This is a genomic window from Marinobacter sp. GH_1, assembly GCF_048595985.1.
Lineage (GTDB): Bacteria > Pseudomonadota > Gammaproteobacteria > Pseudomonadales > Oleiphilaceae > Marinobacter > Marinobacter shengliensis.
Genome location: NZ_CP184460.1, coordinates 1,908,021 through 1,920,946, shown reverse-complemented (window position 1 = coordinate 1,920,946; position 12,926 = coordinate 1,908,021). Strand labels below are relative to the sequence as shown.

The following is a 12,926-nucleotide window of genomic DNA, read 5'->3' as shown; positions in this document are numbered from 1 at the left end:
GGAGTCCTCGGGCTTTAAAAAAACAGCGCGGCCCGGAAACCGGGCCGCGTCAAATCAGGCAGTTTTTAGCCGATTCGGTAGTTGGGAGCTTCTTTGGTGATGGTCACGTCGTGCACGTGGCTCTCACGCATCCCGGCGTTGGTAATGCGCACAAATTCCGGCTTGGTACGCATCTCATCCATGGTTGCACTGCCTGTGTAACCCATGGATGCACGCAAGCCACCCACCAACTGGTGCACGATGTTGCGCATGGGGCCTTTGCAGGCCACACGGCCTTCAATGCCTTCCGGCACCAGTTTTTCAATACCTTTGCTGGCGTCCTGGAAATAGCGGTCGCTGGAACCCTGCCCCATGGCACCAATGGATCCCATACCACGATAAGCCTTGTAACTCCGGCCCTGGAACAATTCCACTTCACCCGGAGCTTCGTCAGTACCCGCCAGCAGGCTACCGATCATGACGCTGTGAGCGCCCGCTGCGATGGCTTTTGCGATATCACCGGAGAACCGGATACCACCATCGGCAATCACGGGTACGCCGCGCTCTTTCAGCGCCGCTGCCACATTGGACACCGCCGAAATCTGCGGCACACCAATGCCGGCGACAATGCGGGTGGTACAGATGGAGCCGGGACCGATGCCCACCTTGACCGCATCCGCGCCGGCATCAGCCAGGGCAATCGCCGCACCCGAGGTGGCAATGTTACCGCCAATCACCTGAACATCAGGGTAGTTCTGCTTTACCCAGCGAACCCGGTCAATCACACCCTTGGAATGGCCATGGGCGGTATCCACGACAATCACATCCACGCCGGCTTCGGCAAGCGCTGCAATCCGGGCATCGGTATCGCCACCGGTGCTCACCGCCGCACCCACTCGCAGACGGCCCTGCTCGTCTTTGCAGGCCAGCGGGTAGTCTTTGGCTTTCTGGATATCCTTGACGGTAACCAGGCCCCGCAATTCGAATTCGTCGTTCACTACCAGAACTTTTTCAATGCGGTGACGGTGCAGCAGTTCCTTGATTTCCTCCAGGCTGGCACCCTCTTTGACCGTAACCAGCTTTTCCTTCGGAGTCATGATGTCACGCACCAGGGTATCCATCCGGCTTTCGAAGCGGATATCACGCCCGGTGACGATGCCGACCAGATCAGTGCCGTCGACAACCGGAAGGCCGGAAATGCTGTTGGCCATGGTGATATCCACCAGTTCCCGAACCGTTGTCTCCGGTGTGACGGTGATCGGATCTTTCACCACACCACTTTCATATTTCTTGACCTTGCGTACGGCAGCTGCCTGCTGCTCCACTGACATGTTCTTGTGCATGATGCCGATGCCGCCTTCCTGAGCCATGGCAATGGCCAGCTCGGCTTCAGTGACCGTATCCATGGCCGATGACACCAGCGGAATATTCAGGGTGATGCCTTTGGTCAACTGAGTCTTCAGCTCCACCTGATGAGGCAGAACTTCGGAATATCCGGGCACGAGGAGAACGTCGTCAAACGTGAGGGCTTCTTCGGCAATACGCAGCATTTGGGTCCGCCTTTTGAACATGCTAAGTTTGGAAATTCCATGCTGTACCCGCGGCGGCACAGCAAAGCAAAATCCTTAATCGATCTATTATAAAGTGGTGCCAACAGACAGTAAACCGCGAGGTTTTTGGCGTTTGGTTGCATCTTTTTGAATTTCCGTTATTTTTACCCCTCTCTTTCGGCTATTGCGTATGAATAATCACGGAGCGCGCCCTTTGATACCCCCTTATCCGGATTCCCGGCCCCGGGCCCTGTCGGTCAGTGAACTCAACCATCAGGCACGCCATCTGCTGGAAACCAGCTTTATGCAGGTGTGGGTGGAGGGCGAATTGTCCGGATTTTCAAGACCTTCCTCCGGGCACTGGTATTTCTCCCTGAAGGACCAGAAGTGCCAGGTACGCTGTGCCATGTTCCGGGGTGCCAATCAACGCCTGCGCACCCTGCCCCGTGAAGGCGACCAGATTCGCATCCGCGGCAAGGTCACACTCTACGAGAACCGGGGCGACTACCAGATCATTGTCGAACACCTGGAGCCGGCAGGGCTGGGCGAATTGCAACAGGCCTTTGAGGCCCTGAAGATGAAACTGCAATCGGAGGGCTTGTTTGACCCGGCCCGAAAAAAACCGGTTCCAGCCACACCGCGCCACATTGGCGTGGTGACCTCACCCACGGGTGCCGCCATCCATGACATATTGACCGTGCTGGCCCGCCGCTGCCCGGCCATCCCCGTCACCCTCTACCCCACAGCAGTTCAGGGCCAGGCCGCCACGGCCGACATCGTCAACGCGATCCAGCGCGCCCAGCAACACGGCGTGGCCGATGTATTGATCATCGGGCGCGGCGGCGGCTCACTGGAAGACCTGTGGTGTTTCAATGAAGAAGCAGTAGCCCGGGCTATCGCCAGCTGCAGCATTCCAACTGTCAGCGCGGTGGGCCACGAGGTTGACGTGACCATTGCCGATTTCGTGGCAGACCTTCGCGCCCCGACACCCTCGGCGGCCGCTGAGAAGGTTTCCCCGGACCAGAGCCACTGGCTGCGCCGGCTGAACGAGCAGGAACTGAGGCTGAGTCAGGCGGCGCGCCGGTTAACCCAGCGCCTGCACACCCAGCTTGGCCACCTGTCTGCGCGGCTGCGGGACCCGCGCCGGGAGTTGCAGGAAAAGGCGCAGCGCATGGATGAGCTGGACGTGCGGCTGAACAAGGCGATCGCCCAGCGACTCACCCAAACCCGGGTAAAAGCCGATCACCTGACCCAGCGCCTTGCCACCCAATCCCCACGCCGGACACTGATCACCGCCCGGGACCAGGTGACCCGTCTCCACGAGCGGTTGGAGATGGCAACCCGCCACTACCTGAAGCAGCAACAGGAACGTTACCAATACAACGCCCAGGCACTCCACGTTGTCAGCCCGCTCGCCACCCTGGGGCGGGGTTACGCGATTGTCAGGGATGAGCAGAACCAGATTGTTCGTGACGCCAGCCAGCTTGGCGAAGGCTCCGCCATCACCGCCCGGCTGGGCCACGGCAGCGTTACGGCGAAGGTGACGGAGATCAATTCCAACGGGGATTAAACGGACAAAAACGGCCAACTACGCCTATGGTCTAGTAGCCCCTGTTTCTAAAGCTCCTACAGTTGTGCATAACAGCCACAGAACAATAACAGCACAACTGAGGTGGAAAGCATGACATACCACTCCGAGTTCCGCCGGTCCATCGACCAACGGGATGACTTCTGGCGCGAGCAGGCCCAGAACATTGACTGGATCGAAACCCCGAACACCATCTGGCAGGCACTCGATAACGGTCACGGCCAGTGGTTCCCCGATGGCCTTCTGAATACCAGCGACGTGGCCCTTGATGCAAACATCCGGGCGGGCCGTGGTCAACAGACAGCCCTGATTTACGATTCGCCGGTGACTAACAGCCAGCAACACTTCACCTATGACGAATTACGGGATGAAGTAGCCCTGTTTGCCGGCGCCCTGCGTGCTCGCGGGATCGAGAAGGGTGACCGGGTCATTATCTACATGCCAATGATTCCGCAGGCAGCCATTGCCATGCTGGCCTGTGCCCGCCTGGGCGCCATCCACTCAGTAGTGTTCGGTGGGTTTGCTGCCCACGAACTTGCCGTGCGTATTGAGGATGCCAAGCCCAAGGCGCTGATCACTGCCTCCTGCGGCATTGAAGTCACCAAGGTCATTGAATACAAACCGTTGGTGGACAGGGCCATTGAGCAATCCAGCCACAAGCCTGAGCTATGTGTGGTGTACCAGCGGCCGCAAGTCACAGCCAACCTGTCGGAAGGACGGGATTACGACTGGAACGACATGACCGCCAATGCGGAGCCAGCAGACCCGGTGCCAGTGAAAGCCACCGACCCGCTTTATGTACTTTACACCTCCGGCACCACCGGCAAACCAAAAGGCGTGGTGCGGGATAACGGCGGCCATGCCGTGGCCCTCAAATACAGCATGAAACTGGTCTACGACGCCAAACCCGGCGATGTCTTCTGGGCGGCGTCAGACGTGGGCTGGGTGGTAGGCCACAGCTACATTGTCTATGCGCCTCTGTTCGCCGGCTGCACCACCATCCTGTATGAAGGCAAACCGGTGAAAACTCCGGACGCCGGTGCGTTCTGGCGGGTAGTCCAGGATCACAAGGTGAACATGCTGTTCACCGCGCCCACCGCCTTCCGCGCGGTACGCAAGGAAGACCCCGAGGCAGACCAGCTAAGCCGCTACGATGTCTCGTCGCTGAAACGCATTTTCCTGGCCGGCGAGCGGTTGGACCCGCCCACCTACGAATGGCTGAAGGAACACACGGGCCTGCCGATTCTCGACCACTGGTGGCAGACCGAAACCGGCTGGGCCATCTGCTGCAACCCGGTAGGCATTGAAATGATGACCACCAAACCGGGCTCGGCAACGGTACCGTCACCCGGCTTCAATGTGCAGGTCGTCGATATGGAAGGCAGCCAGGTACCGGCCGGCGAACAAGGCCAGATAGCCGTCAAACTGCCCCTGCCACCGGGGTGCCTGATGACCGTATGGGGCGACGACAAACGCTTCCAGAGCAGCTACCTGAATCCGATTCCCGGCTTTTACAGCTCCGGCGACGGCGGCTTTATTGATGACGACGGCTACGTGTTCATCATGGGCAGGACCGATGACGTGATCAATGTCGCCGGACATCGTCTATCCACCGGCGAAATGGAAGAGGTGGTGGCTTCTCACCCAGCAGTCGCGGAATGCTGTGTTGTAGGCGCCCACGACGACATGAAGGGCCAGATCCCGGTCGGCCTGGTGCTGATCAAGGACGGCGCAACCATAGACCAGGATGAACTGGAAGAAGAACTGGTAGAAATGGTCCGCGACAAGATTGGCGCCATAGCCTGCTTCCGTCGGGCCATGGTGGTAGAGCGTTTACCGAAGACCCGGTCTGGCAAGATTCTGCGCCGCGTGATCCGCCAGATTGCGGACGGCGAAGAGTACAGCGTACCCAGCACCATTGATGATCCTGCCATTCTGGAAGAGATCAGCGAGAAATTCGTGCGCTGACCTACCCCACCCGTGTACACGGACCACAACACAACTCTGCCTCAAAGACCGGCAGAGTTGTGTTTCATCCTTATGACAACCCATTGTTTTTTATCAATTATAATCCCGACACTGATCACTAAAAAAACAATTGACGCCCCCCAAAGTCGGTCTATACTGAAAATTGCTGTGCTCTTCTGCAGCGGTATTTGACGAATGCGCTACAACGTCCTGCCCAGGCTTCGCGTTGCCCCTTCCTCAGTACGCTCCGGACGACTCAGCATCGACGGCTTCCGCTCAGGCGGAAACCGCGTTTGTATGGATCCAGAGTCTGTGCGAAACAAGAAGGTCCCGTGAGGGCAAATTTTCAGAAAGACAGGAAAGATCGATGTCCGATACCAAAACTGGCCACGTGAAGTGGTTCAACGAATCCAAGGGCTTTGGCTTTATTGCCCAGGAAGGCGGCAGTGACGTTTTCGTTCACTACAGTGCAATCAACTCCAACGGTTTCCGTACCCTGACAGAAGGTCAGCAGGTGCAGTTTACCGTTACTCAGGGACCCAAAGGCCCCCAGGCGGAAAACGTAACCCCTCTGTAAGGGCAAAGGTTTACCGCCGGATGCCCCTCACGGGCAGACGGAAAACAGAACGGCCGGCAACTTTGCCGGCCGTTCTGCGTTCTGGCGTAGACAGAACCGGCTATCAGACCGCTTCCGCCGCTTCCGGCGTCTTTGCTGCCGGCATATCCGTACCCACCGCCTGAGCCACTGCTGAAAACAGCGCCTGCAGGGTTGCCGAGGTGGTATCTTCCGCCAGGGCCGCTGCGCTGCAATGCTGACCATTGGCGGTCAGGCGAATACAGGCCAAGGCATTGGCGTTGGTGCCCTCGCCCAGGGCAAACTCATCGTATGCCTCTACCGCCACCGTGACGCCAAAGCGCTTGGCCAGGCCGTCAGACACCGCTTCAACCGCACCCAGGCCGCGGCCTTCAAAGGTCACGGGAGAAGTGTCGCTACCGACCACCACTTCTGCACGAACACCCTCTTCGTCCCGATGCAAATCGTAGGAACGCAGTGACCAGTCTTCATGAACCTTCAGGTAGCGGTCTTCGAACAGGCGGTGGATGGTGTGGGAGTCAATTTCGCCACCGTTGGTCTCGGCTTCTTTCTGGACCACCTTACTGAATTCGATCTGCAACCAACGCGGCAGGGTAATGTCGTAGTCCCGCTCCAGTACATAAGCAACGCCACCCTTGCCGGACTGGCTATTGATGCGCACCACCTCCTCATAGCGACGACCCACATCGAACGGATCGATAGGCAGGTAGGCCACGTTCCAGGCGTCGCCCTCGTTGCGGCGGGCCAGGCACTTACGGATGGCGTCCTGGTGGCTGCCAGAGAAGGCGGTGAACACCAGCTCGCCCGCATACGGATGACGCGGGTGAGTGGAAATCTCGGTACAGGCTTCCACCACCTCGGTAATTTCCGCCATGCCGGACAAGTCCAGGGTCGGATCAATGCCCTGTGAATACAGGTTCATGGCCATGGTTACCAGATCCATGTTGCCAGTGCGCTCCCCGTTACCCATCAGGGTCCCTTCAATTCGGTCAGCGCCAGCCATCACGCCCAACTCAGCCGCTGCAACCGCACAACCCCGGTCGTTATGGGTATGCAAGCTGATGCTGATGTGCTCGCGGTAGCGGATGTTCTCGCAAATCCACTCCACCTGGTCCGCAAACACGTTGGGGGTCGACATCTCTACGGTTGCCGGCAGATTGATAATCACCGGCTGCCCCTGATCCGGACGCCACACGTCGGTAACCGCATCAATCACTTCCGCAGCGAAGTCCAGCTCGGTGCCGGTGAAGCTCTCCGGGGAATACTGGAAAGTCCAGTCGGTGTCCGGGTAACGGGCTGCGATCTCTTTCACCAGGGTGGCGCCGTTGACAGCAATCTCTCGGATGCCGGCTCGATCGAGACCAAATACCTGCTCCCGCTGCACGGTAGACGTGGAGTTGTACACGTGCACGATAGCCTGTTTTGCGCCCTGCAAAGCCTCGTAAGTGCGTTCAATCAGTTCCGGGCGGGCCTGGGTCAGCACCTGAATCTTCACATCGTCCGGAATCCGGTTTTCTTCGATCAGCGTGCGGCAGAAATCAAAATCCGGCTGGCTGGCGGCCGGAAAACCAATCTCGATTTCCTTGAAGCCAAGCTTGACCAGCAAATCGAACAGGCGCTGTTTCTGGGCAACGGACATGGGCTTGATCAGCGACTGGTTGCCATCCCGCAGGTCGACAGCACACCAGGTGGGTGCTTTCTCGATGACCTGGTCCGGCCAGCGGCGGTCTTTCTTGGCAACCGGTTTGAAGGCGACGTATTTACGATGATCAAAGGCCATAACGGAACATTCCTTTCGCTGTTCGTATCAATGGAGAGAGTGTAACGCCCAAACCGCGCTATTTGGTTGCTATTTCAGCCCAAAACCGTTATTCATAAGCCACATATTGCCAACAAGTCAGGATTTACAGCATATGATTGCGAGCAATGACAAGGCGCTGGTCAGAATTGACAAAACTGACCGGAAAATCCTGGAACAATTGCAGAAGGACGGCTCACTAACCAACCAGCAACTGGCGGAGAAAGTCGGGCTTTCACCCTCCCCCTGTCTGCGCCGGGTGCGGGCGCTTGAAGACGCGGGCATCATAGTGCGCACGGTGACGATTCTGGACCACAAAAAACTGGGGTTGTCGCTGACCGCCATCATCCTGATTGGCATGGACCGACATACACCGGAACGCTTTGCCGCTTTCGAGGAACAGGTGGCGGTCTTTCCCGAGGTTCAGGAGTGCTACCTGATCACCGGCCAGAGTGCCGACTACATGCTGAAAGTGGTGGTGCCAGACATGGACCACTATCACCAGTTTCTGCTTAATCGCATTACCCGGATTCAGGGTGTCAGTGGGGTGCACTCCAGCTTTGTACTGCGGAGGGTAATCGACAGTACCGCCCTGCCCCTGGGCTATCTTTCCTGACGGGCCAGCTCTGCCAGGTAAGCCCTGGCCATACACTTCAATTCCACCACTAACTGCTGCCCCTGGTCGTCCGGCATGGTGGCTGCGAGCCTGAGGATGGTTCCGGCAGATCGGGGCAACAACAGGCTGGCGGTCCACCTGCGTTCCTTCGGCAACGCCGGATACTCCTGCTGGAGCCGGGCATCCAGGTCACGGGCGTTGCTGTAGAGTTCCCGCAGATCCAGTTCCCGCAGCTCTGGCATGGACTCAACGCCGCTCCAGATTGCCGAGTACGCAGGTTCGGTGCGGTAGAAGTCATAGAACTGATCAATCAGCACATCCACCGCGTCGTGCAGGCTCAGCTCGGGCAGTTTCTCCCGCAGCGCGGTTTCCATTTTCTCGACATGCCCTTCGGCAATGGCATGAACGATGGCCGCCTTGTTTGGAAAATAGCGGTAAAGGGACGCTAACGACATGCCAGATTGCCGGGCAATGGCGGACATACTGGTGCCATCTACCCCGTTCTCATGAAAAATAGCCGCGGCATGGCTGAGGATATTGCCCACCCGCTCCCGACTGCGCGCCTGAACCGGTCGCCGGCGAGGTGTTACGTCGATAGATTCGTCAGTCATCATCTGTACCTTGTGAAGCAGGCTCCGTACAATAACGTCCACTTTACGACAAAGAAAGGCAGAAGCAGGCCAGAAGCCCTGCCAATTAGTCTTAACCCCCACTTTTCAATAAAGCGGAAGACACGATGCGAGCAAGCCGTTACCTGATTGCCACCCAGAAAGAGACACCCTCAGATGCAGAGATTATCAGCCATCAGCTGATGCTGCGCGCCGGAATGATCCGGAAGCTGGCCGCAGGCCTCTACACCTGGCTCCCCATGGGCCTGCGCACCCTGCGCAAGGTGGAACGAATTGTTCGCGAAGAGATGGACAAGAGTGGAGCCCAGGAAGTTCTGATGCCGGCCGTACAGCCAGCCGAACTCTGGCAGGAATCCGGGCGCTGGGAGCAGTACGGCGGCGAACTGCTGCGCATGAATGACCGCCACGGCCGTGACTTCTGCTTTGGCCCGACCCACGAAGAAGTCATCACCGACCTGATCCGCAACGAGCTGAAAAGCTACAAGGAACTGCCGGCTAACTTTTATCAGATCCAGACCAAGTTCCGTGATGAGCGCCGCCCCCGCTTCGGCGTTATGCGTGCCCGCGAGTTCATTATGAAGGACGCCTACTCCTTCCACCTGAACGCAGCTTCGCTGGATGACACCTACCAGGTCATGCACCAGACCTACTGCAACATCTTTGATCGCCTCGGGCTGGATTACCGGCCGGTGCAGGCGGATTCCGGTGCCATTGGTGGCAGTGCCTCCCACGAGTTCCATGTGCTGGCATCCTCCGGCGAAGACGCCATCGTGTTCAGTACTGAAAGCGATTACGCCGCCAACATCGAAAAAGCCGAAGCCATCGCCCCTGCGGGCGAGCGCCCGGCGCCCGGCGAGGCCATGACCGAAGTGCACACGCCAGGCCAGAAAACCATCGAAGCCGTTTCCCAGTTCCTCGGCCTGCCGGCAGAGCGCAGCGTGAAGACCCTGCTGGTCAAAGGTGAAGCCGACGAGAACGGCGAGTCCGGCCTGGTTGCACTGATTCTCCGGGGCGATCACATCCTGAATGACATCAAGGCAGAAAACCTGAACGGTATTGCCGAGCCGCTGACCATGGCCACCGATGAAGAAATCGAAAAGACCATTGGCTGCAAACCCGGCTCTATCGGCCCGGTCAACCTGGCTGTGCCTGTGATCGTCGACCGCAGCGCTGCCCACCTTGCAGACTTCGTGTGTGGTGCCAACAAGGACGACTACCACCTGACCGGTGTTAACTGGGAGCGCGACGTACCCCTGGGCCGGGTAGAAGACCTGCGCAACGTGGAGGAAGGTGATCCCAGCCCGGATGGCAAGGGTACCCTGGAGATCCGCCGTGGTATCGAGGTCGGCCACATCTTCAAACTGGGTAACAAGTACAGCTCCGCCATGAACGCCACCGTTCTGGATGAAAATGGCAAGACGGTGATCATGGAAATGGGCTGCTACGGCATCGGCGTTTCCCGCATTGTGGCCGCGTCTATCGAACAGAACCATGACGACAAGGGCATCATCTGGCCAGACGCCATCGCTCCGTTCCAGGTGGCCATTGTTACTCTCAATGCCCACAAGAATGCGGTAGTGGCCGAAGCTGGCGAGAAACTTTACAGCCAGTTGCGCCAGGCGGGTTACGACGTGCTGCTGGATGACCGTAACGAACGCCCGGGCGTGAAGTTCGCCGATATGGAATTGATGGGCATTCCTCACCGGTTCGTGATTTCAGAGCGCGGGCTGACCGCCGGCACCCTGGAGTACAAGGGCCGCCGCGATGAAGAGAAACAGGACATCCCGGTGGAAGAAGCGCTGGCGTTCCTGGTGAAAGCCTCCCCGAAGGGCGGCCTCTGAGGCCGCTCGATCATCGCTTGGGCTGCCTGCAAGGGCAGCCCGGCGGTTTTCTGACCAGCCACTCTAACGGGCGCCAACGACCCCCGGTTCCATTTCAAGCTCAACCCCGAAGGTTTCCTGCACAGACCGACGCACCTCGTCCGCCAGCGCCAGTACCTCGGCACCAGAGCCCCCCGAGTGGTTGATCAGGACCAGAGCCTGTCGGTTATGAACACCCACCCGGGTATTGCGAAAGCCTTTCCAGCCAGCCTGGTCAATCAACCAGGCCGCAGCCAGTTTGACACCCTGCTCTACCGGATAGAACACCACGTCGGGAAAGCGCTCCTGCAACCTTTCAAACGCCACCTGATTGATCACCGGATTCTTGAAGAAGCTGCCGGCGTTAGGCAGGACGGCGGGATCCGGCAGCTTGCGGTGCCGCACCGCCATCACCGCTTCCGCAACCTCCAGAGGCGTAAGGGCGTTGATATCGGTATCCCCGAGATAATCCTGAAGATCCCGGTAATCCAGCTTTAATGGCAAGGATCGGGAAAGCTTTAGTCTAAGTTCAAGGATGATGTAGCGGCCAGGCTGCCGTTTGAACAGGCTGTCACGGTATCCAAGCTGGCAATCGCCGGCGGCCAGGGTAACCACACCCCGGGTAGCACGATCCAAAGCTGTCACACTTACCAGGGTATCGCCAAGTTCAACACCGTAGGCACCAATGTTCTGCACCGGCGCAGCGCCGGCAGTGCCGGGAATCAGCGCCAGGTTTTCTATGCCCCGGTAACCCGAACGGGCAGCGTATAAAACCGCCTCATGCCAGTTCTCACCAGCGCCCAGAACCAGTACGGCGTCGTCACCGTTTACTTTTTCCCAATGCCGGCCCCGAATCTGTATGTGCAGGACGGCACCGTCAAAATCACCGGCAAACACAAGGTTACTGCCACCGCCGAGAATCAGGGTGTCCAGCTCTCGGGCCTCAGCCCAGGCCAGTGCCGCGGTCAGGTCATCCACGCCGGCAATCCGGATCAAATAACGAGCCCGTGCCGCAATCGCGAGTGTGTTCAGCTCACGCAGATCAGCATGCTCGGTGACCCTCAGCGCGCCATTCAAGCCAATCGCCCCCGGATATCCTCCAGTAAGCCTTGACTGGCTTCGTGAATCAGGTCAAGCACTCGTTCAAAACCGTCCTCACCGCCGTAGTATGGATCCGGCACCTCGGCCTGGCCGGACTCACCAAACTCAAGAAAAAGGCGAGGTTCGGTGCCGCCATTCTGGTGCCAGATATCCCTGACATCGGCCAGGTTCTGCCTATCCATCACCAACACGTAATCAAACCGGTCCAGGTCTTCAGCCTTGATCTGCCTGGCCCTCAGGTCACTGATATCAACACCGCGACGGTCTGCCGCCGCCATGGCCCGGGCATCCGGTGATTTACCAATATGCCAGTTACCGGTGCCACAGGAGTCAATGTGCAGGTGTTCTGTCATTCCCTGCTCAGTGACCAGTTGCCGGAACACTCCTTCCGCCGTTGGCGAACGACAGATGTTACCCAGACAAACAAACAACACACTGACCTGGTCAGGCATAACCTCCTCCTGCTTCTATCAGAGCCCGCACCCGGGCCAGATCCTCTTCGGTATCGACGCCCGGTGCGGGCGGTCGATCAGCAATATCCACGTGGATGTGAGCACCGTTATACAAGGCCCGAAGCTGTTCCAGCGCTTCCACCTGTTCTGTCGGTGCCGGCGGCCAGCTGACAAACTGGCTGAGCACACTGGCACGGTAGCCATAAATGCCAATGTGCCGGAAGTAACCAATGCCTTCGGGTAAGTCTACGTCCGCCACCGACGCGTTGGCAGGCCAGAAGTCCCGCGCCCAGGGGATGGGTGCTCGACTGAAGTAGTGCGCCATGCCCCGGCTATCGAACACCACCTTCACCACATTCGGGTTGAATACCTGCCGGGCGTCGTGGATACGCTCGCACAGGGTGGCAATGCTGGCTTCAGGGTAGTAGTCGAGATTATCGGCCACCTGGTTGATCAGCGCCGGCGGTATCAGCGGCTCGTCACCCTGGACGTTAACCACCCGGTGGTCCGGGTCCAGCCCCAGTTTTCGGGCAACCTCCTCAAGCCGATCCGTTCCACTGGCGTGGTGTGGTGACGTCATGACTACCTCGGCACCGAATGCCTGGCACGCTGCCTCAATACGCTGGTCGTCGGTGGCAACCACGACCCTGCTCGCCCGACTTTCCTGGGCGCGTTCACATACGTGCTGGATCATCGGTTTGCCGGCAATCATGGCCAGAGGTTTACCGGGTAACCGGCTGGATGCGTAGCGGGCGGGGATGACAACGGTAAATGACATGCTGATGCGTCCT

General features: G+C 58.6%; 10 protein-coding genes and 1 pseudogene. 5 read left to right on the top strand and 6 right to left on the bottom strand.

Features of this window, described 5'->3' with window-relative positions; translation table 11 throughout:
• Positions 1–65 precede the first annotated feature (65 nt).
• Positions 66–1,529, bottom strand: coding sequence for an IMP dehydrogenase (gene guaB / locus ACNSOI_RS08795; protein WP_061331017.1), 1,464 nt, complete (start codon positions 1,527–1,529; stop codon positions 66–68).
• Between the two features lie 190 nt (positions 1,530–1,719).
• Between guaB and xseA the strand changes: the two genes are divergently transcribed.
• From xseA to ACNSOI_RS08780, 3 genes and pseudogenes are all read left to right on the top strand, one after another.
• Positions 1,720–3,099, top strand: a complete 1,380-nt coding sequence (xseA, locus tag ACNSOI_RS08790; protein WP_420195596.1) for an exodeoxyribonuclease VII large subunit — start codon at positions 1,720–1,722, stop codon at positions 3,097–3,099.
• Between the two features lie 96 nt (positions 3,100–3,195).
• Positions 3,196–5,085: pseudogene (locus tag ACNSOI_RS08785) on the top strand (propionyl-CoA synthetase); the annotation flags it as partial.
• 367 nt (positions 5,086–5,452) lie between these two features.
• Positions 5,453–5,662 (top strand): cold-shock protein, encoded by a 210-nt coding sequence (locus ACNSOI_RS08780; RefSeq protein WP_058089577.1) that lies wholly within the window; start codon positions 5,453–5,455, stop codon positions 5,660–5,662.
• Positions 5,663–5,765: 103 nt separating this feature from the next.
• Here ACNSOI_RS08780 and leuA read toward each other — a convergent pair whose 3' ends face one another.
• A complete protein-coding gene (leuA, locus tag ACNSOI_RS08775; RefSeq protein WP_420195595.1) occupies positions 5,766–7,460 on the bottom strand; it encodes a 2-isopropylmalate synthase in 1,695 nt (564 codons plus the stop codon).
• A 133-nt stretch (positions 7,461–7,593) separates the two neighbouring features.
• On the opposite strand from leuA, the gene ACNSOI_RS08770 reads away from it, so the two are divergent.
• Positions 7,594–8,094 (top strand): Lrp/AsnC family transcriptional regulator, encoded by a 501-nt coding sequence (locus tag ACNSOI_RS08770; protein WP_106695582.1) that lies wholly within the window; start codon positions 7,594–7,596, stop codon positions 8,092–8,094.
• Here ACNSOI_RS08770 and ACNSOI_RS08765 read toward each other — a convergent pair.
• A complete protein-coding gene (locus ACNSOI_RS08765) occupies positions 8,082–8,705 on the bottom strand; it encodes a TetR/AcrR family transcriptional regulator (RefSeq protein WP_420195594.1) in 624 nt (207 codons plus the stop codon). The two genes, ACNSOI_RS08770 and ACNSOI_RS08765, sit on opposite strands and share 13 nt — an antisense overlap.
• Positions 8,706–8,830: 125 nt before the next feature.
• On the opposite strand from ACNSOI_RS08765, the gene ACNSOI_RS08760 reads away from it, so the two are divergent.
• Positions 8,831–10,564, top strand: a complete 1,734-nt coding sequence (locus ACNSOI_RS08760; RefSeq protein WP_420195593.1) for a proline--tRNA ligase — start codon at positions 8,831–8,833, stop codon at positions 10,562–10,564.
• 63 nt (positions 10,565–10,627) lie between these two features.
• On the opposite strand, the gene murB is transcribed toward ACNSOI_RS08760, so the two are convergent.
• The 3 genes from murB to kdsB are packed head-to-tail and all read right to left on the bottom strand — an operon-like array spanning position 10,628 to position 12,913.
• Entirely contained in the window at positions 10,628–11,659 is a 1,032-nt protein-coding gene (gene murB / locus ACNSOI_RS08755; RefSeq protein WP_420195592.1) for a UDP-N-acetylmuramate dehydrogenase, read from the bottom strand.
• Positions 11,656–12,135, bottom strand: a complete 480-nt coding sequence (locus tag ACNSOI_RS08750) for a low molecular weight protein-tyrosine-phosphatase (protein ID WP_058089572.1) — start codon at positions 12,133–12,135, stop codon at positions 11,656–11,658. Before ACNSOI_RS08750 ends, murB begins: the two co-directional genes overlap by 4 nt.
• A complete protein-coding gene (kdsB, locus tag ACNSOI_RS08745; RefSeq protein ID WP_106695577.1) occupies positions 12,128–12,913 on the bottom strand; it encodes a 3-deoxy-manno-octulosonate cytidylyltransferase in 786 nt (261 codons plus the stop codon). Before kdsB ends, ACNSOI_RS08750 begins: the two co-directional genes overlap by 8 nt.
• Positions 12,914–12,926 lie beyond the last annotated feature (13 nt).

What these genes read in the sequence shown, in the direction of transcription:
- ACNSOI_RS08765 (WP_420195594.1), bottom strand. Translation starts at nt 8,705, where the DNA reads ATGACTGACGAATCTATCGACGTAACACCTCGCCGGCGACCGGTTCAG.
- ACNSOI_RS08760 (WP_420195593.1), top strand. Translation starts at nt 8,831, where the DNA reads ATGCGAGCAAGCCGTTACCTGATTGCCACCCAGAAAGAGACACCCTCA.
- guaB (WP_061331017.1), bottom strand. Translation starts at nt 1,529, where the DNA reads ATGCTGCGTATTGCCGAAGAAGCCCTCACGTTTGACGACGTTCTCCTC.
- ACNSOI_RS08780 (WP_058089577.1), top strand. Translation starts at nt 5,453, where the DNA reads ATGTCCGATACCAAAACTGGCCACGTGAAGTGGTTCAACGAATCCAAG.
- ACNSOI_RS08750 (WP_058089572.1), bottom strand. Translation starts at nt 12,135, where the DNA reads ATGCCTGACCAGGTCAGTGTGTTGTTTGTTTGTCTGGGTAACATCTGT.
- xseA (WP_420195596.1), top strand. Translation starts at nt 1,720, where the DNA reads ATGAATAATCACGGAGCGCGCCCTTTGATACCCCCTTATCCGGATTCC.
- leuA (WP_420195595.1), bottom strand. Translation starts at nt 7,460, where the DNA reads ATGGCCTTTGATCATCGTAAATACGTCGCCTTCAAACCGGTTGCCAAG.
- ACNSOI_RS08770 (WP_106695582.1), top strand. Translation starts at nt 7,594, where the DNA reads ATGATTGCGAGCAATGACAAGGCGCTGGTCAGAATTGACAAAACTGAC.
- kdsB (WP_106695577.1), bottom strand. Translation starts at nt 12,913, where the DNA reads ATGTCATTTACCGTTGTCATCCCCGCCCGCTACGCATCCAGCCGGTTA.